This is a genomic window from Elusimicrobia bacterium HGW-Elusimicrobia-1, assembly GCA_002841695.1.
In the GTDB taxonomy this organism is placed as follows: domain Bacteria; phylum Elusimicrobiota; class Endomicrobiia; order PHAN01; family PHAN01; genus PHAN01.
Window position 1 is genome coordinate 41,128 of record PHAN01000002.1, and the last position, 18,198, is coordinate 59,325.

The following is an 18,198-nucleotide window of genomic DNA, read 5'->3' on the forward strand; positions in this document are numbered from 1 at the left end:
GATTATGTGAACAGCCATGAGAGACAAAAAATTGAGCATAGTGCACGTTGCCGAGGACCTTAAAACCGGAGGTATGGAAAAAGTCATCAAATCGCTGGCATTGGGATTCGCTGCAGCCGGACACGACGTATCGGTTCTTTGTTTAATGGCAGGCGGAGACATGGCGGACGAACTGCGCGGCGCCGGTATTGCCGTCGATATTCTGCCGGCCTCGTCGCCAAAAAATCCTTTGTTTATCAATAAAATCCGAAAGTATTTTATCGCGCGAAAGGCATCCGTAGTGCACGCGCACGGCTATCCGGCTTCGGTGCCGGCGCGTCTTGCCGCCATTGCCGCCCGCGTCCCTTCGATATTTTATCACGTTCATACGGCCGGCGGTCCGACGGGGCTGAGGCGGCGCGTTAAAGAAAGCATTCTGCTAAAGTTCACCGACGGGGTGATATGCTGTTCGCGCGCCGTCGCGGATTTCGCCGCTTCTTCGGGCGCGCCGAGTCGCAAGATACAAGTCGTATACAACGGCGTTTCGCGTTTCGGCGCGGCGGGACTTCGCGGCCCGGCCAGAAAAGAGTTTGGTTTCGACGACGATGCGTTCGTTTTCGGAACCGTGTGCCGCCTGGAGCCGCTCAAGGGCGTGGACGTTATGATCGCCGCCGCCCGCCTCCTCGCCGCCGATCCGTCCGCCGAAAAAATACGCTGGCTGATAGTCGGCGACGGCTCCCGCGCCGATGAACTCAAAAATATGGCCGCCCGTTCGGGCATCGCCGACAGAGTGGTTTTCGCCGGATTCCGGAAAGATATTTCCGGCGCTCTGGCCGCTATGGATGCCGCCGCGCTGGCATCTCGTGAAAGGGAGGGCTTTTCGCTTTTTCTGGCGGAGGCGATGTCGGCCGGAAAACCTTTGATAGGAACCGCCGTGGGGGGAATACCGGAGGTAATTGTCGACGGCGTTAACGGTCTTGTCGTGCCGTCCGAAGCCCCTTCCGCGCTGGCGGCCGCTATGCTGCGCGTGGCCGGAGACGAGGCGTTCCGGCGCGCGTCGTCGGAAGCATCATTGCGGATTTACGCCGGACAATTTACGGAAGATCGCATGATATCATCCGTGGAAAGTTTATACCGCAGTCGTTTCGCCGCCGGCATTCTCTATATCCACACTTACTCCGGCCTCGTCGGTGGAGGAGAGATTAGTTTCCTGAATTTTCTGGATATCGCGGACCGGCGCAGGTTCAGATTCGCCTCGTTGCTGCCTCGGGCCGGAGAGTTATCCGGCAGGTTGGAGAAATCGGCCGCCACGCGGGTTTTTTATTCACTCGAAGCGCCGACTTATTCGGCGGCAGGATTCCTGAGGGCGCCGTTTTATCAACTTGCGATTATGCGCGCGATACTTTTGTCGCGTCCTGAAATTCTTTATTGCGATACGCCCCGCGCCGGTTTTTTTTGCGGGTTGGCCTCCCGACTGAGCGGTATACCTATGATATTCCACGCCAGGACATCGGAGTCCGGCGGCCGGCTCGACAGAATACTCCACTTTTTTTCCCGACGCATTATATGCTCTTCATCCGCCGCCGCCGCAAGATTCAAAAGGTTTGACGGATTTGAAAGTACCGCCCCTAAAATACGCATAATCTACAACGGTGTAGACATCGACAAGTTCACCGACGCAAACGTTGAGTCGGCGGCGCGAACCAGAACCGCGTTAAATATCCCGTCCTCGGCGCCTTTGATGGGTTACTGCGGACAGTTGGTGGAGGGCAAGGGTGTCGATATTCTGCTGAAAGCGTTCTCCATTGTCAGAAATAAAATACCCTCGGCAGTTTTGGCTATAGCGGGTTCGGGCGCCGCCTCAAGCGACCTGCGCGCGCGGGCGGATAACATCGGCGGTGTCGTTTTCTGCGGTTTTTTGGATGACCCTCGCGGCTTCTACGCCGCCGTGGATGTCGTCGTCGTGCCGACTATGATGAAAGAGGGCTTTTCGCGTTCCGTCATAGAGGGGATGTCTTCCGGTAAAGCCGTGGTGGCTTCCGCTATCGGCGGCAATCCTGAGGCAATAACTCACGGCGAGACAGGACTGCTTGTTCCGCCCGGCGACGAAAATGCCCTTGCCGCCGCCCTGATTCGCCTTCTGGAAAATGATTCGGAACGTTTTATCCTGGGCAAGGCCGCCCGTTCGCGCGCCATCGCCGATTTTTCAATCTTGAAACATGCCGAAGAGATTATGAAAGTATACGCGGAGATACTCGATGAACAATGAGCCGGTTCGCTGCGCTCTGTGCGGCGGCGTCGATTTCAGAGAGGTCGTTCCCGGCGGGCGGGGAGCCCGGGTGCTCAGATGCGGGGGATGCGGACTTGTAAGAACAATTTTTCCGACGGGCAAAGCGCCGTCCGCCGGACATTACGATAAGGATTATTACGCTCCATGGCTCGGAGAGCAGAGCGCTGCCCGCGAAAAAATATGGAACAGACGACTTAAGTCGATAGAGCGTTTCGTCCCCGCCGGTCGTATTTTCGATGTCGGCTGCGGCGACGGGATGTTCCTTGAAGTGGCGGCGAAGGCGGGTTGGGAAACCGAAGGGTCGGATATATCGGAATGGGCGGCGCAATACGCGCGCGAAAACCGGCGCCTTCGCGTGCGGGCCGGAGAATTGCAAAATATGGATCTGCCGTCGGACTATTATGACGCGGTGACAATGTGGCACGTGCTTGAGCACGTCGCCTCACCTCTTGTTCTTCTTGAAAAAGTCCGCGGGATGCTTAAAACCGGCGGCCTTGCCGTAGCCGCCGTTCCGAACGCTTCGGCAATAATCTATCGCGCGGTTTACAGGATATTTAAATTCAGGAGTTCGCTTTCCGTGGTCGACAGGGAGCCGCATATTCATCATTTCGATCCATCGACTCTTCGAATGATATTCGACAAGGCCGGATTTCGCGTGACAGAAATAATTCCGGATGCGGGATACGCCGGAGCTCTCAGAAAGACGCTCGATGCGTTTCCCGTGGCGCTGGCGGCGGTTTCCGGAATAAATATCTCCACGGCAATCGAAATCAGGGCGATAAAAAAATGAGATTCAGGCGTTTTTTGCTGTCATCCTATTTGTCGCTCAGAAAATTCCTGTTGATTATTCCTGCCGCTGTCCTGCGCTTTGCGTATGCCCGCCCCGCCGACGGAAAAGCGCCTCGAAACATACTTGTGATAAGGGCCGACCGTATAGGCGATTTGGTTCTTACAATGGGCGCTTTCCGCTCGCTGAAAAAACGATTTCCCGAAGCGCGGCTTACGGTTGCGGTTTCGCCCGTGACACGGCCTCTTGCCGATTCGGAGCCCGCCGTCGATGAGACGATTGCTCTGTCCCTCGGCCGGTTTTTGCCGGCGGCGCGCTTTATAAAAAATATCCGCCGACGGAACTTTGATATCGCTGTGGACCTTACCTGCGACTGGCGGCTTGAAACCGCGATTATGACTTTGCTGTCGGGCGCGCCCGCGCGTATCGGATGGGATTCCGGCGGAGGCCGCGGATTGTTTTTTACGGATGCGGTTTACGGCGATTTTTCTTCCCTGAGCGTTCCGGCGGCCAATGACAGGGCGCTTTCGGCATTGGGCGTGTCGCCTTCGGCGGAGGAACCGCCGAAGCTCAATATAAGCAAAGACGCCGCTTATCAAGCCGCCGAGATTTTCCGTCGGAACGGTTTTGCGGATTCGGACATTAAGGCCGCCGTTCATCCCGGAGGGCATTATCCGTCGCAGAGGTGGCGCCCCGATGGATTCGCGGCGGTAATAAAATATTTGGCCTCACGCCGCGTCAAGATATGCCTCATATGCTCTTCCGATGAAAAACGGCTTGTCGACCGCATTCTTTCGCCAAACGGAGAGCGTCTGTCTTCCGACGGTATAATGGAATTATGCGGCGCGGATCTCGACGTTTTGGCCGCTGTTGTCGCCCGTTGCGACATATTTTTCGGCAACAACTCAGGGCCGCTTCACATCGCCGCCGCCCTGAACGTCCCCACGGTCTCCGTGGCCGGTCCCACGAATCCCAAGTGGTTTCCCGACGGTAACAGGCACAAGGTCTTGCGCGGCGACCTCAAATGTTCGCCGTGTTCGAGGGGCGAGTGCCGGAGCCACGAATGTATGAAGGCGGTATCCGACTCGGAAGCCGTCGCCGCGATAGCGGCAACTCTGGATAATTTGGACTTATGACCGACAAAAAACTCTCCATTCTTTCCGCAGCCGACCTTATATCGCCCGACGAGGCGGGCGGCTCGGGACGCGCCGCCTGGGAGATATCGGCGGAACTTTCGCGCATGGGGCACGCGGTTTCCGTGGTGACGCGGGGCGTTCGCGGCAAGTCGGCGCGGGAGAATATCGGTGGGATAGAGGTTTTTCGGCATTTTTCTAATCCCGCCGCGCTGATACGCCTGGCTTCTTCCGTCGGTAAAGACATCCCGGCCGATGTTATGATATTTCATCAACCGTTTACGTCCCGATGGTTTTTGCGCGTCGCGCGGCGGATTCCGGCTATTGCTTTCCACTATTCGCCCTGGCACGAAGAATACGAAATACGCTGCGATGATCTGGGCAGGGGTTTTGCCCGTCGGACGGCGGGGTCTTTCCTGAGGAAAATGACCGAGCGCGCGGTTCTGAAATCAGCATCGACGGTTTTTACGAACAGTAATTTTATGCGCGCGCGTCTCCGCCAAAATCACGGAATCGAATCCGAAGTCCTTCATCTGGGCGTAGATACGGTAAAATTTTCGCCGTCGGCCGAAGGCGACACGCGCGTCGCGGCCGTCAGAAAATCCTCGGGAGTTCCGACGGGCGGCATAATGATTTTTACTCTGCGGAATCTCGTATCGAGAATGGGCCTCGAAAACCTCATAGAGGCCTTCGCCGCGGTTGCGAAGGAATTTCCGTCGGCGCGTCTTGTAATAGGCGGCGACGGTTATCTGAAAGATAAACTTACGGCGCTTACCGCCGATAGATGTCCCGCCGGTTCGGTTACATTCGCCGGACGTATACCGGACAACGAACTCCCCGACTATTACCGCGCGTCCGATTTTTTCGTCCTGCCGACCAGAATGCTCGAAGGTTTCGGTCTGGTGACGATAGAGGCGCTCTCGTCGGGCGTTCCGGTTTTGGCCACACCCGTGGGTTCTAACGAGGAAATACTGGGGCCGCTGGGCGGCGAGTTCATATTTAAGAGCGCCGAGGCGGCTTCGATTGCCGAAGGTATGGCGCGATTTATTCAATCGGAAGATTATAAGCCGCCGTCGCTGCGGAACAAATGCAGGGAATATGCGCTGAGTAACTTTTCGTGGAGCGCGTGCGCGAAGGCGGTAGAAAAAAAATTATATGAAATCACCGGAATTAAATAATCCCGTTTGCGCGGCGTGCGGCGGAAACACCCGCCGCGCGGAGCGCCCCGACGGACTTGTCTGCGGCGATTGCGGATTATTCGCGTCTTCCTCTGCGGCTTCTTCCTCCCGTCCCGCCAAACAGCCCGCGCCTCAGTCGGAAAATAATGAGAAGGTCTATCTGCATTCAAAAAAGAATCTGTTTGCGCGCGCACTTAAAAAAATGAACGCTCTTGCGCCGTCGCGCGGACGGCTCCTCGACGTCGGATGCGGCTTCGGCTACTTCATTAAGGCCGCCGCGACCGACGGATGGACGTGCGAGGGCATCGAGATTTCGCACGCCGCAATAGAGCACGCGCGCGGCCGGCTTGACCTTAAAATATACGACAAACCGCTGACGGAACTCGGACTTCCGTCGGAAAGTTACAACGCGGTCACAATGTGGGGCGTGCTCGACGTGCTGCCCGATCCGGCCGCGGATCTCAAAGAAGTCGCGCGGATACTCCAACCGGGGGGCATTCTTTTTATAAGGGTAAATAATTTTACGTATCATCGCAACGCTTTCCGGCTCGCCTCGACGGCAATTCCGCGTTTTCTGCGCGTTTCTCCCGCGGTTATTCACAACTACGGTTTCAGCGGGGCGTCGCTTGCGGCTATTCTTTCCCGCGCCGGTTTTGAGTCGATAAAAATAGCGAACGCCCGCCCGACTTCCGGAGACCCTTACGGCACCGGCGGACGGCTCGGCGGATTGTTTGTGGGCGTGTTCAAGCAAGTTTATTACGCAATCGCGCAGGTTGTATCCGCCGTTACAGGCGGCCGAATTCTGGTTTCATCGGCCATAGAGGCGCGGGCAGTGAAGAAAAATCCGCGCGCGAAAATTCTTCACATAATAACGCGGCTCGATATGGGCGGTTCGTCCCGCGCCTTGCGCGATATCTGCGCGGGCCTCGACCCGCGAAAGTTCGAAAATGTTCTGCTCTACGGACGCACGTCCGAGGCGGATAGGAATGTGGCGGCTCCGTCGGGCGCGTGCGCCAAAATCATATATCTGCCTCAACTTATCCGCGAAATCTCCCCGCTCGACGACGCGCTTGCTTTTGCTGACCTCGTAAAAATAATTTTGCGGGAGCGTCCGCGGATAGTGCATACTCATTCTTCAAAGGCCGGTACGCTCGGCCGATTGGCGGCATTCGCGGCGAAAATCGTCTCACCCGCGCTGAAGGAGACAAAAATAGTCCATACGCCGCACGGACATATATTTTACGGATATTACGGCGGATTGAAGACGGCGTTTTTCACGGCGGCGGAACGGTTGACCGCGTTTGCGACCGATTGTCTCGCGGCTCTTACCGAGGGCGAGAAAAACGAGTCGCTTGCGCGCGGCCTCGGAAAGGCCGGACAATGGACGGTGATACCGTCGGGCGTGGAGGCAGTGGAGCCGTCGCGTTCCGCGCCTGATGTCAGGAAAGAATTGAGTGTACCCGACGGAGCCGTCGTCGTCGGGACCGTCGCGCGTTTGGAGAAAGTCAAGGGAGTGGAATATTTTGTCCGTGCCGCCGCGCGGATTGTCGGGGACAAGTCCGCCAATTCCGGCGGCATCCGCTTTCTTGTCGTCGGCGACGGTTCGCTGCGCGGGGCGCTTGAGGACATCGCCTCGGAGCTGAATGTCGCCGATAAAATTATTTTCGCGGGATACAGACAGGACGTGTCCGACCTGATAAACGTTATGGATATTTACGTCCAGCCGTCGCTCAACGAAGGCATGGGCCGCACGATAGTCGAGGCGATGTATCTGTCCAAGCCGATAGTCGCAACCAACGTGCAGGGAATTCCCGATCTTATATCCGACGGCCGCACGGGTCTGCTTGTGCCGCCGTCCGATTCGGAGGCCATCGCCGACGCGGTAGAAAAACTCGTCGGAGATCCGTCCGCGGCGGGGCGTCTGGGCAAAGCGGCTTACGCTTATGCCACGGAGGAAATCGAAGGCGGCCCGCGTTTCGGCGCTCGCAGAATGATGTATCTGCATGAGAAACTTTATGAAAAAATCATCGGAAATAATTAGCACTTACGGAATTCGCGCGCGCGCATTACTGCTTGCGGCTCTTTCTCTTTTGATTCCTTCCGTCGTTGCTGCCGCTCTCGGCGCCCGTCCTCGAACCGAAATTCGCTGCGTCATGCATCTTCACAGCAATTACACAAGAGTCGGAAACGATACCCTTGAAGAGTTGGTGATTAAAGCCCGCGCCGCGGGAATCCGGGCGATTATTCCTACCGACCACGCCGCCGCGCGATTCGACTACCGGCCTTTCCCGTTTATCGCGCTATTGTCGGTAAAAAAAGAATTTCCGTCGATAATGTATTTCTCTCCGGAAAAATATCTTACCGACATCGCGCTGCTCGAAAACAAATATCCGGACATGATAATCATTCCGGGCGCGGAGGTCGCGGCCGATTATTCGTGGTCGGGGTCGTTTCTTGCGCGCGACATGACAGTAAGGGGCTGGCACCGGCACATGCTCGTCGTGGGGATGGAAGATCCCGACGATTACAGGAACCTGCCGGCGGTCGGAATAAAACCCGGGGGTTCTTTTAATCCATTGATGCTGTGGCCGATATTTCTGATTATAGCGGGCTATGGCTCCCTCAGGTATCATCCGCGCAGCGGCCTGACCCTTTTTCTGGCCGGAGTAATTTTGATGGCCGGTAATTATCCTTTCGCGGGCCGGCATCCGTACGGCGGCGGGTCGTTAAAATATTCACCTTTGGATTCGGGAAACTTTTCGCGTCCCTATCAGATACTTGCCGACTATGTCCGCTCGCGCGAGGCGCTGTCTTTCTGGGCGCATCCGGAAGCGGCCAACCGCGAAGAATTTCCCGCGGCAATGAAAATATCCGCTGTCACGGAGCCGTATCCGGAACTTCTGCGCGCCATAAGCTCTTACACGGGCTTTGCGGTATTCGCCGAGGGATACAGAAGAGCCGGCGCTCCGGGCGGGGTCTGGGATTTTGTCCTTACGGAATACTGCGACGGGAAAAGAAAATCGCCCGTCTGGGCGGCGAGCGAATTGGATTACGGCGGAGAGCTTTTCGGAGCGCCCGTAGATATTCTTCAAAATGTAATTTGGATTGAGAGAACGTCATCCGCGCTGCCGTCGAAAAAAGACGTGCTGACGGCGCTCGAAAGGGGAACTTTCTACGCGCTTTGGAAAGGAAAAGACGGCGGGATACGCCTTAAAGATTTTTATGTGGAAGGTCTCGGCGGGGAGCGCGCGATATTCGGCGGCAAGATCAAGGCCGCCGGCGAGTTGGCCGTTTATGCGGACATCGAAACTATCGACGGTAAAACACGTCCCGCCGTCATAACGATTGTCGCCGACGGCAAAGCCGTTCAGATAATAGAAACTTCCGCGCCGTCGCGGATACGTCATAAGTTTACGCCTCCCCGACTGTCCGGCTCCGGGACAAATTCGCCGGTTCGCGGTTACGTCAGGTTGATGATAGATGCGGGATACCCGGATTATATAGCCGCCAACCCCGTATTTTACGAGCGCGGAGATACAAAATGAGAATAGCCGTCCATCAGCCGCAATATATGCCGTGGCTCGGATATTTTCATAAGATGGCGTCCTGCGACCTGTTCGTTTATCTCGACGACGTTCAGTATAAAAAACGGGAGTTTCAGAACCGCAATAAAATCCGCTCGCCCGACGGATTTATCTGGCTTACGGTCCCCGTTCTGACCCGCGGGCTTTATGAGCAAAAAATATCCGAAGTTCGCATAGAACCGGAAAGCAACTGGCGGCGGGAACATTTAAAAAGCATACGCGCAAATTACGCCCGATCCGCGCATTTCGAACGTTACGCCGAATATTGCGGAAATTTATATAATACTCAGTGGCAAAAACTCGCCGATTTGAACGTGGAGACGGCGCGGTTCATAGCCGGGGAACTCGGCGTTAAGACGCCCGTGCGTTTCTCGGGCGAGTTGGCGCTGGAAACATCCTCCACCCGCCGCATCGTCGACATTTGTCTGCGGCTGGGCGCCGACGAATATTTGTCCGGAGCCGGCGGACGGGATTATCTCGACGAAAAACTTTTCGAGGACAACGGTATACGGCTTGTATACCAGAAGTTCGAGCATCCCGTCTACAAGCAGGCATTCGACGGATTTGAGCCGTATATGTCGGCCATAGACCTGCTTTTCAACGCTGGCCCGGCGGCAGCCGCAAAACTCTTGGGCATTCAGGATAAATAATAATGTACGAAAAACACTGGGGACTTAAAGAAAAACCGTTTGAAAACACTCCCGACCCCAAGTATCTCTATTATTCATCGGAGCACGAAGAAGGGCTTAACCGGCTGCTTTACGTCGTAAAAGAGGGAAAAGGCGCCGGACTTCTTACCGGAGTTTACGGTTGCGGCAAAACCCTTCTTGCGCGCGCGCTGATGAAAGAGCTGGAAAATTCCATTTACAAAGTCGCCCTCGTCACGAATCCCCGTCTCGACGACATCGAAATGCTCAGGATGATTTCTTACTCGCTTGGTTCGGCGTCCCCGCCCGCGCGCAAAGCCGACGTGCTTATAGAACTTGAAAATATTCTTAAGAATAACGCGGCCGACGGCAAGAAAACGGTCGTTGTCGTCGACGAGGCGCATACCATCGAGGATAAAAATATATTCGAAGAGCTGCGTCTGCTGCTCAACTATCAGCGCGACGACAAGTTTCTGCTGTCGCTTCTTATCGTCGGTCAGCCGGAGCTCAGAGAAAAAATCGAAAGCAACAAACAACTCAACCAGCGCATCGCGATGAGATTTTTTCTGGAGCCGCTCTCCGTCGGAGAAGTGTCCAAATATATGGCTCACCGCCTTGAAATAGCCGAAGCCCGCGCCGGCATATTTACCGACGACGCCATAGCTCTTATCGCCGAGCGTTCCGGCGGCATTCCGCGCAGGATAAATTTACTCTGCGATTCCGCGCTTCTTACCGGCTTCGGCAAAGGGCTGCAAGAAATAGACGCGGAGACCGTCGTCGAGACGGTTCAGAGTTTGCAGGTCTGAGGATTCACTGATCACGGAGACGACCATGAAAATTCTTGCGATAGGCGCCCATCCCGACGATATCGAGTTCGGCTGCGGCGGCGCACTGGCCAAATTCGCGGACACTTTCAAGATATCCATGCTGGTGATGACGCGCGGCGACAGAGGCGGAAAGACATCGGTGAGGTGGCGCGAGCAGAAACGCTCGGCGTCCATACTGGGCGCAAAACTTTTCTGCGGCGGTTTCAAGGATACCGAAGTTCCTATGTCGCGCGGAGTTATTACACTTGTGGAAAAAATAATCAAGCGCGAAAAACCCGATATAATTTTCGTCCACCATCCGTCGGACACTCATCAGGATCACAGAAACACCGCGCAGGCGGCGATCACGGCCGCGCGCTATATCAAAAATGTGCTTTTTTACGAAGTGCCCACCACGTCGGATTTTTCTCCGGCGAACGTTTTTGTGGATATATCATCGAGCATCAAGGACAAACTGCGGCTGCTCGACGCCCATAAGTCGCAGGCGTATGCCACAAGAATAGCGTCGCTTTCCATTTTTGACGCGGCCAAAGCGACCGCGACTTTTCGCGGTTACCAGAATCGCGCGCGCTACGCCGAGGTGTTCGCGCCGCTGAGATTATCCATAGATTGCTTTGTCGCCAAATAAATCGATAAATACGCACGATGAATAAAATAAAACTCATACTGCTTTTAGTGGCCGCCGCGCTGCTGCTGCATCCGGCGGGTGGGAGATGGGCGTGGCTTCTTGGCGTCCGATGGCTTTATGTGTTCGTCGTCGCGCTTCTGACATCATATTCTCTTACGGAAATACTTGTCCCCGTAGGTCACGGACTCAAAATTCTGGATCAACCCGCCGAAAGAAAAATGCACGCGTTTCCCGTCCCGAGAATAGGCGGCTTCGCCGTTTTTGCGGCGGTTATCCTCTCTATTTTCCGCAATCTTCAGTTCTCGCCGGCGCTTACTTCGCTTATCGCCGGCTCGTCGATAATTTATGTTGTGGGACTTATAGACGATATACGTCCCCAGCGGGCGAGCGTTCGCCTTCTGGCGCAACTGGCCGCGGCGCTGGTGGTGCTTCTGGGAGGTGTGAGAATAACGTCCCTGCCCGCGGGTTTTCCCGCCAAACTTGCGATAGAATATGTCATAACGATAATCTGGCTTATAGGAATAGCCAACGCCGTCAATTTTCTCGACGGCATCAACGGCCTCGCTTCCGGAATGACCGCCCTCTGCGCCCTGCTTTTTTTTCTGGTGGCTTTTCCGACGAGACAAAGTTATCTGGCCTATACCACAATGGCTTTGGCGGGCGGCTGCATAGGTTTTATGCCGGCGAATCTGCGGGGGCGCATCTTCCTGGGCGACGCCGGCGCAACATTCATCGGGTTTCTTGCGGCCGGTATTGCCGTTATGGGTTCGTGGGCGCACAAAAATCCGCTGGTGTCCGTATCGACGCCCCTTTTGATTTTGAGCATACCCATATTCGACATGATTTATACGACCGTCTCCAGAATCAAAAACGGACGTGTCAAAAGTGTGAAGCAGTGGCTTGAGTACACCGACAAGGATCATCTGCATCATCGTCTTATAACAATGGGTTTCGGAGCCAACGGCGCTCTCGTTTTTATACTGCTGTTGAATCTGCTTATCGGATTCGGCGCCATGGTAATCCGTTTTGCCGGCCCCGTGGGCGCTCAGTTTTTGCTTGTTCAGACGGTGCTTTTGTTCGTGGTAGTGGTCATGCTTATGCTGGCCGGCAGGACAATTTCATAGATAACCGGAGAAACGAAATGTGTAACGGAGTAAAAAGAGTTTTTTTGCGCTCGGCGGTTCTGGTGGCCGCATTTGCGTCTATGAGCGCGGCTTCCGTCATAGAACCCTGGCGTAACGATATTTCACCGGCGGCCACGCCGCGATCGGAACATTCGTTCGGCGCCTCCGTGCTGCTTGCCGACGGATATATTGAAACGCCGTTTAAGATTTTTTACGGGATTTCCGACAACGCGGAGCTTGCGACGCGCTGGGGCGCCATTTTCGCCGACGGCCAGGCGGGCATATCCGACCTGAAGTTCGCGGTTAAATACAATTTGACAAAAATCGCCGGCGATGTTCCCGCCATATTTATTGAGGGCGGTGTTTCTCTGCCGACGGCCGACCACACAAGAGGCCTTGGCGCCGGCGGGGTGGGATTGTCCGCCGGATGGAACATCATAAAAGAAATGAAGCCCTTGCGCGTTTTCGCGGCGCTGGCCGGCGAATTCAACGACAACGACGTCCTTGCCGGAGCGAGGCCGCCGCGGGTATTTTCATTTAAGGCGGGCGCCCGTTACGACTACAAAAAGGACATTGTTCTGACGGGCGAGCTCAAGGGCTTCAATAATTACCGGCGGAATCCCGACGCTTTCAAACAGGAGCTTTATCTGTCGCCGGGAGTTCATTATTCCGGCAGTTTTCCGTTCTCGGCCGCCGTTCTTTTGGGCATGAGCGGCGATTCCCGGCGGTTTGCGATTTATTTGGAGAAAAATTTCTAAAGGAGCGCCTGATGAAAATATTCGTACTCGACACTAACGTCCTGATTCACGACCCCGACGCCTTTTTATCTTTCAAGAATTCCGAAGTCGTGATACCCATCACCGTCATAGAAGAACTCGACGGATTTAAGCGCGCCAACGACGAGCGCGGCAGGGCTGCCAGGGCCATCAGCAGGAATCTTAACGCGCTGCGAACCGGCGGAAAATTGTCCGAGGGGGTAAAGCTTTCAAACGGCTCCATTCTCAAGATTATTCTCGGCTCCGAGTCGGAAAAACATCTTCCTTTCGCGGCGTCTTTGGCCGACAACAGAATTTTGTCCATAGTTCTCGACGTTCAGAGCCGCAAAAAGGGCGAAAAAGTCGTATTCATAACCAAGGACATAAATCTTAGAATCAAGGCCGAGGTGCTGGGCATAGACGCGCAGGATTACGAGAAGGAAAAAGTGCGCGTGGAGGATCTTTACAACGGCTGGCAGGAAGTGGAAGTGCCCGACGCGGATATCGACGCGTTTTACGCGGGCAAAAAAGCGGCCGCTCCGTCGGATTTGCTGGCTAACGAATGCGTTATCCTCAAGGGAAAAAACTCCGGCAAAAGCGCCATCGCAAAATATAACGCCCGCCAGATGCGCCTCCAGCCGCTTTTCCATCAGAACGCCACTCCGTGGGGGCTCAAACCGCTTAACGTGCACCAGAAATTCGCGTTCGAGCTGCTTCTGTGCAACGAAATAAATCTGGTTACGCTGATAGGCGTTCCCGGCGCGGGGAAGACACTGATTGCTCTGGCCTGCGGAATGCAGAAGGTGCTCGAAGAAAAAAACTATACGAAACTTTTTATCGCGCGTCCCGTCGTTCCCATGGGCAGGGACATAGGTTATCTGCCCGGAACCAAAGAAGAAAAACTGACCTCGTGGATGGGAGCCGTTTACGACAACTTTGAGTTTTTGCTTGAAAAAAAGAATCCGGGCGCGGACATCAGTTCCAAAGTGTCGTATCTTTTCGACACGGGCGCGCTTGAAATCGAGGCGCTTACATATATAAGAGGCCGCTCGCTGCCGAATCAGTATATCGTCATAGACGACGCGCAAAATCTGACTCCCCACGAAGTCAAGACCATAATTTCCCGCGCCGGCGCGGGAACGAAAATAATACTCACCGGCGACCCGCACCAGATAGACAACCCGTATCTCGACGCTTCGTCTAACGGATTGACGAATCTCGTGGAAAGATTCAAGGGACAGGAAATGTACGGGCACATCACTTTCAACAAATCGGAAAGAAGCGCGTTGGCTGCGCTGGCCTCCGACCTGCTTTGAGGACAGGATTAAAAGGCAGGGTTAAGGATTAAGCAGTAAGTTTGTAGCGGGCGAATTGCTATTCGCCGAATTTGTGGGATAGCAATCCCACCGCTACCGGTGATGCTGAATTATTATGGAACGACTTTTCGCGGATCTTCACTTGCATACGGCCTACTCCGACGGAACTTTTAGTCCGGTGGAATTGGTGCGCTATGCTCAGAAGGCCGGTTTATCGGCGATAAGCATTACCGATCACGATATAACGGATGGCATAACCGAGGGCTTAAAAGAGGGAGCCAAGCGCGGCGTGGAGGTGATTCCCGGCATAGAACTTTCGGCAGAACTCAAGACGTCGGGCGAGCACGAGATGCATATACTCGGATACTATCTTAACTGGGAAAGCGTGAAATTCCAGGAAGAACTTAAACTTTTCCGTCAAGCGCGAGAAAGACGCGCGTTTCATATCCTCGACAAACTTGCCCAGATAGGCATTAAGCTCAACGAAGAGAGGCTTTTCAAAATCGCGGGCATAGGAAGCATAGGCCGCCTGCACTTCGCGAAGGCCATGCTGGAAGAAAAAATCGTCTCGCACACTCAGGAGGCCTTTGAAAAATATCTCGGCGAAGGACGTCCCGCGTACGTGCCCAAACTTCGTCTTCAGCCGGAGGACGCCATAAGGATGATTCATCGCGTGGGGGGACTTCCCGTGCTGGCGCATCCGTTCTACGGCGGAATAAACAAGGCGACCGTAAAATCGCTCGTCAACAAAGGGCTTATGGGCATAGAAGTATGGCACATAAAACATCCGCCGGAGGCCGCCGCGAATTTCAAGAAGTGGGCGGAAGACCTCGGCATATTTATGACGGGCGGAACAGATTGTCACGGCAAACTTATGGAGGAAACCGTGCCGCTTCTGGGCCGTCTGAAAATAGATTATAAATATGTGGTCGACATGAAGCTGGCCAAGGCGCGTCTCGATAAAAACCGCGCCAGAATAATGGAATGACACCGCGGCCGCACTTGACAGCCGCTTGTATTTTTTGATATAGTCCCGCCCGCAGTAAAAATCCGCGCGAAGGAAGTCCGGTAAAATCCCGGCGCTGCCCCGCAACGGTAAATCCAGCATGTCTGGATGAGCCCGGTCTATCGCGCGTTCACGGCGAACGTCGTTTCCGACGAGGATTCAGACGAGCGCCGCGACTTCGAGGGAAGAAAACCGCGATAACCTCGCTTTCTCTTCTTGAAGGCGGGGTTTTTTATTTTGGGCATCGAGGTATTTGAAACCGTTGAAAAATCCTTGTCATGTCATTCCCGCGAAAGCGGGAATCCAGATTTTCCGTCGTAGTATGGATTCGTCCCCGAATGTCTTTATCGGGGATAATACGGAAAAAAGGGGGTGTTTTTCAATCGGCTCAAGTTATGAAAAGCATATTTCTGAAATTATCGCTGTTGACGGTTTTCTTGGCTTCCGCGGCCTTCGCTGTCCGCGCGGAGACGCCGGCCCCGCGCATAATTTCTCTGGCGCCCTCTTTGACGGAGATACTTTTTGAACTGGGGCTTTCCGAGACCGTGGTCGGAGTGACATCTTACTGCGACTGGCCGCCCGAGGCGGCGCGGAAAGAGAAAGTGGGCGATTATCTTACTCCGGCCATAGAAAAAATCGTCTCGCTTAAACCCGCGATGGTGTTCTCTCTGTCCGACGGAAAGACCGCGCGCATATTGCGGAATATGGGGATAAAGGTTTATGTTTCCGATCCGCAGGATTTTTCGTCGCTGAAACAAACGGTAACGGATATCGGACGCATTACGGGTAAACCCGCCGCTGCCTCTGGGCTTGTCGCCGAACTGGATTCGGTTGTTCGCGGCGAAAAAAAACGCGCAGCCGCGCGGCCTGTCTCGGAGAAGCCGCGCTTGTACATAGAGACGAACTATCCGCCGCCGTGGAGCTGTTCCGACAAGAGCTTTCTGGGCGAAGCGGCCGGATTCATCGGATGCCGGAACATATTCTCCGTCGCGCGAAAAGGTTTTTTTCCGGTGTCTTCCGAGACGATAATAAGAGAAAATCCCGATGTCATTCTGGTTTTAAGCGGCGATGAAAACATCGCCTCGCGGACGGGTTTTGCCGGAATAAAAGCCATCAAAAATTCGAACGTCATAATCTGGTCCGATCGCGGCGCGCTGGTCAGAGCGTCGCCGAGGATGATACGCAATTTGCCCGCGTTGCGCAAAAGGATATTCACAGATGAAGAATAAGAATGCGGCGCTGATGGTCGTTGCGCTTGCCGCTGTCGCGGCCGCGTCGCTGTTTGTCGGAAGCGCCGGCGGATTCGACCCCGAAATTGTTTTGCGGCTGCGTTTGCCCAGAGTGATTCTGGGAGTGCTTGTCGGCGGCGCTCTGGCGTCGTCGGGCGCGGTGTATCAGAATATACTCAGAAATCCTCTGGCCGACCCTTACATACTCGGATCGGCTTCGGGCGCGGCTCTCGGCGTGGCTATGGCGGAGGCCTTCGGCGCGAGATATATGGCGCCGCTTTTTTCGTTCGTTTTCTCCTTCGCCGCGACGGCCTTCGTGTTTGCGGCCGCGAACGGTTTCGGGCGCGGCGTGTCGGCGTCGCCGTCGTCGGGTCGGCTGATTCTGGTGGGCGTCGCGGTTAACGTGTTTATCTCCGGCGCGATAATACTTTTTTACTATGTTTCGGCCAGAGACGCCCACACCCTCGTAATGTTTTTGTTCGGCAATCTGCAGGAAAATAATCCGCGGCTCATAGCCGTGGCCGCGCTGGCGTCGGCGCCCTGCATCTGGCTGCTTGTAAAGTCCGCGCCGTCTCTGGACACGTTCGCGCTGGGAGAAGAAAAATCCGCCACAATCGGAACGAATGTCGCAGGACGTCGCCTTGCGGCGGCGGCGCTTGTGTCCGTGCTGACGGGCGTCAGCGTTTCATTGGCGGGAGTGATCGGTTTCGTGGGACTTGTGGCGCCGCACGCGGCCCGTATTTTTGTGGGGCCGTCATTGAAAAAACTGATACCGTCGGCTTTTGTCGTCGGAGCGATATATCTGGTTATCTCCGACGCGGCGGCGCGCTCGCTGTTTGCGCCCGTGGAGCTTCCCGTCGGCGTGGTAAGCGCGATATTGGGCGCGCCGTATTTCATATACATACTGTCGCGCGGAGAATGATAATGAACAGGCCGGCAATGGAACTTTTCGACGTGCGTCGCAGCTTCGGCGCAAAAGAAGTGTTGCGCGGCGTTACGCTTGAAGTTCCCCGAGGCGAGTTTCTCGGGATAATAGGCCCCAACGGCGCGGGCAAAACCACTCTGATAAAGTGCGTGCTGGGTTTATGCGATTACGAGGGGGAAATAAATATCGGCGGTGAATCCGTCCGCGGGTTATCCCGCCGCAAAATGGCTCGAAGAACGGCATATCTTCCGTCGGAAATAAACGCTATTTACGACTACACAGTTACGGAAATACTCAGGATGAGCAGATATTCTCTGGGTAATTTTTGGGGCGATGCGGACGTCCATGGCGACGCCGCCTGCCGCGAATATGCGCGCCTGGCCGCGATAGAACATCTGCTGGACAGAAAAATAAATTCGCTTTCCAGCGGCGAAAAGCAAATGGTTTATCTGGCGCAGGCCCTCGCGCAGGAATCGGAGGCGCTTGTGCTCGACGAGCCGACGTCTCATCTGGATTTGAATCACGCATCGATGTTTTTCGATTTGCTCGCGCGTCTCAACCGCGAGCGCGGCCTTACCATAATGTTCGTTAATCACGATATAAATCTCTCGGCGCAGTACGCCTCGCGGATTGCGTTGATGAAAGACGGGATTCTGTTTTGCGCGGGCATTCCGGACGATGTAATAACCGAAAAAAACATAAGGGCGGTTTACGGAATTGAGAATTTTTCCGTGCTGCAAAGCGCGGAAGGCCGCCCGCTTGTTTACATACGAAGTAAGATTCGGTGAAA

At 54.9% G+C, this 18,198-nt stretch carries 16 protein-coding genes and 1 riboswitch; all 16 genes read left to right on the forward strand.

Translation table 11 applies throughout. From position 1 onward, the window contains the following. Positions 1-16: 16 nt before the first annotated feature. The 16 genes from CVU77_01110 to fecE all read left to right on the forward strand — a co-directional run bounded on the left by CVU77_01110 (position 17) and on the right by fecE (position 18,196). Positions 17-2,248, forward strand: a complete 2,232-nt coding sequence (locus tag CVU77_01110) for a hypothetical protein (GenBank protein ID PKN02047.1) — start codon at positions 17-19, stop codon at positions 2,246-2,248. Then, positions 2,238-3,059 carry a hypothetical protein gene (locus CVU77_01115; protein PKN02048.1) on the forward strand — a complete coding sequence of 274 codons (822 nt, stop codon included), beginning with the start codon at positions 2,238-2,240 and terminating at the stop codon, positions 3,057-3,059. Before CVU77_01110 ends, CVU77_01115 begins: the two co-directional genes overlap by 11 nt. Further along, positions 3,056-4,192: a hypothetical protein gene (locus CVU77_01120; GenBank protein ID PKN02049.1), complete on the forward strand. Its 1,137-nt coding sequence runs from the start codon at positions 3,056-3,058 to the stop codon at positions 4,190-4,192. Before CVU77_01115 ends, CVU77_01120 begins: the two co-directional genes overlap by 4 nt. Then, the gene (locus CVU77_01125; GenBank protein ID PKN02050.1) at positions 4,189-5,367 is read left to right on the forward strand and encodes a hypothetical protein; all 1,179 of its coding nucleotides are present in this window, start codon (positions 4,189-4,191) and stop codon (positions 5,365-5,367) included. The genes CVU77_01120 and CVU77_01125 overlap by 4 nt, the downstream gene beginning before the upstream one ends. Further along, positions 5,345-7,408 carry a hypothetical protein gene (locus CVU77_01130; protein PKN02051.1) on the forward strand — a complete coding sequence of 688 codons (2,064 nt, stop codon included), beginning with the start codon at positions 5,345-5,347 and terminating at the stop codon, positions 7,406-7,408. Before CVU77_01125 ends, CVU77_01130 begins: the two co-directional genes overlap by 23 nt. After that, a complete protein-coding gene (locus CVU77_01135; GenBank protein PKN02052.1) occupies positions 7,383-8,912 on the forward strand; it encodes a hypothetical protein in 1,530 nt (509 codons plus the stop codon). Before CVU77_01130 ends, CVU77_01135 begins: the two co-directional genes overlap by 26 nt. Continuing rightward, positions 8,909-9,601 (forward strand): hypothetical protein, encoded by a 693-nt coding sequence (locus CVU77_01140; protein PKN02053.1) that lies wholly within the window; start codon positions 8,909-8,911, stop codon positions 9,599-9,601. Before CVU77_01135 ends, CVU77_01140 begins: the two co-directional genes overlap by 4 nt. A 2-nt stretch (positions 9,602-9,603) precedes the next feature. After that, the gene (locus CVU77_01145; protein PKN02054.1) at positions 9,604-10,404 is read left to right on the forward strand and encodes an ATPase; all 801 of its coding nucleotides are present in this window, start codon (positions 9,604-9,606) and stop codon (positions 10,402-10,404) included. 25 nt (positions 10,405-10,429) lie between these two features. Beyond that, complete coding sequence (locus CVU77_01150; GenBank protein PKN02055.1) at positions 10,430-11,053, forward strand: hypothetical protein; 624 nt, start codon at positions 10,430-10,432, stop codon at positions 11,051-11,053. Positions 11,054-11,070: 17 nt separating this feature from the next. Then, positions 11,071-12,177 carry a hypothetical protein gene (locus CVU77_01155; GenBank protein ID PKN02056.1) on the forward strand — a complete coding sequence of 369 codons (1,107 nt, stop codon included), beginning with the start codon at positions 11,071-11,073 and terminating at the stop codon, positions 12,175-12,177. A 17-nt stretch (positions 12,178-12,194) separates the two neighbouring features. Continuing rightward, entirely contained in the window at positions 12,195-12,935 is a 741-nt protein-coding gene (locus CVU77_01160) for a hypothetical protein (protein PKN02057.1), read from the forward strand. Between the two features lie 11 nt (positions 12,936-12,946). Beyond that, complete coding sequence (locus tag CVU77_01165) at positions 12,947-14,248, forward strand: phosphate starvation-inducible protein PhoH (protein PKN02058.1); 1,302 nt, start codon at positions 12,947-12,949, stop codon at positions 14,246-14,248. A gap of 115 nt (positions 14,249-14,363) precedes the next feature. Further along, positions 14,364-15,236 carry a hypothetical protein gene (locus CVU77_01170; protein PKN02059.1) on the forward strand — a complete coding sequence of 291 codons (873 nt, stop codon included), beginning with the start codon at positions 14,364-14,366 and terminating at the stop codon, positions 15,234-15,236. A 24-nt stretch (positions 15,237-15,260) separates the two neighbouring features. Beyond that, positions 15,261-15,392: riboswitch (cobalamin riboswitch) on the forward strand. 140 nt (positions 15,393-15,532) lie between these two features. Next, the gene (locus CVU77_01175) at positions 15,533-16,483 is read left to right on the forward strand and encodes a hypothetical protein (GenBank protein ID PKN02060.1); all 951 of its coding nucleotides are present in this window, start codon (positions 15,533-15,535) and stop codon (positions 16,481-16,483) included. Further along, positions 16,473-17,405 (forward strand): ABC transporter permease, encoded by a 933-nt coding sequence (locus CVU77_01180; GenBank protein ID PKN02061.1) that lies wholly within the window; start codon positions 16,473-16,475, stop codon positions 17,403-17,405. The genes CVU77_01175 and CVU77_01180 overlap by 11 nt, the downstream gene beginning before the upstream one ends. Continuing rightward, positions 17,402-18,196, forward strand: a complete 795-nt coding sequence (gene fecE / locus CVU77_01185; GenBank protein ID PKN02062.1) for a Fe(3+)-dicitrate ABC transporter ATP-binding protein — start codon at positions 17,402-17,404, stop codon at positions 18,194-18,196. The genes CVU77_01180 and fecE overlap by 4 nt, the downstream gene beginning before the upstream one ends. The last annotated feature ends 2 nt before the right edge of the window (positions 18,197-18,198 follow it).

Bases quoted from the DNA above. Each gene is read 5' to 3' on its own strand.
- CVU77_01110 (PKN02047.1), top strand. From the start codon at position 17: ATGAGAGACAAAAAATTGAGCATAGTGCACGTTGCCGAGGACCTTAAA.
- CVU77_01115 (PKN02048.1), top strand. From the start codon at position 2,238: ATGAACAATGAGCCGGTTCGCTGCGCTCTGTGCGGCGGCGTCGATTTC.
- CVU77_01120 (PKN02049.1), top strand. From the start codon at position 3,056: ATGAGATTCAGGCGTTTTTTGCTGTCATCCTATTTGTCGCTCAGAAAA.
- CVU77_01125 (PKN02050.1), top strand. From the start codon at position 4,189: ATGACCGACAAAAAACTCTCCATTCTTTCCGCAGCCGACCTTATATCG.
- CVU77_01130 (PKN02051.1), top strand. From the start codon at position 5,345: ATGAAATCACCGGAATTAAATAATCCCGTTTGCGCGGCGTGCGGCGGA.
- CVU77_01135 (PKN02052.1), top strand. From the start codon at position 7,383: ATGAAAAAATCATCGGAAATAATTAGCACTTACGGAATTCGCGCGCGC.
- CVU77_01140 (PKN02053.1), top strand. From the start codon at position 8,909: ATGAGAATAGCCGTCCATCAGCCGCAATATATGCCGTGGCTCGGATAT.
- CVU77_01145 (PKN02054.1), top strand. From the start codon at position 9,604: ATGTACGAAAAACACTGGGGACTTAAAGAAAAACCGTTTGAAAACACT.
- CVU77_01150 (PKN02055.1), top strand. From the start codon at position 10,430: ATGAAAATTCTTGCGATAGGCGCCCATCCCGACGATATCGAGTTCGGC.
- CVU77_01155 (PKN02056.1), top strand. From the start codon at position 11,071: ATGAATAAAATAAAACTCATACTGCTTTTAGTGGCCGCCGCGCTGCTG.
- CVU77_01160 (PKN02057.1), top strand. From the start codon at position 12,195: ATGTGTAACGGAGTAAAAAGAGTTTTTTTGCGCTCGGCGGTTCTGGTG.
- CVU77_01165 (PKN02058.1), top strand. From the start codon at position 12,947: ATGAAAATATTCGTACTCGACACTAACGTCCTGATTCACGACCCCGAC.
- CVU77_01170 (PKN02059.1), top strand. From the start codon at position 14,364: ATGGAACGACTTTTCGCGGATCTTCACTTGCATACGGCCTACTCCGAC.
- CVU77_01175 (PKN02060.1), top strand. From the start codon at position 15,533: ATGTCATTCCCGCGAAAGCGGGAATCCAGATTTTCCGTCGTAGTATGG.
- CVU77_01180 (PKN02061.1), top strand. From the start codon at position 16,473: ATGAAGAATAAGAATGCGGCGCTGATGGTCGTTGCGCTTGCCGCTGTC.
- fecE (PKN02062.1), top strand. From the start codon at position 17,402: ATGATAATGAACAGGCCGGCAATGGAACTTTTCGACGTGCGTCGCAGC.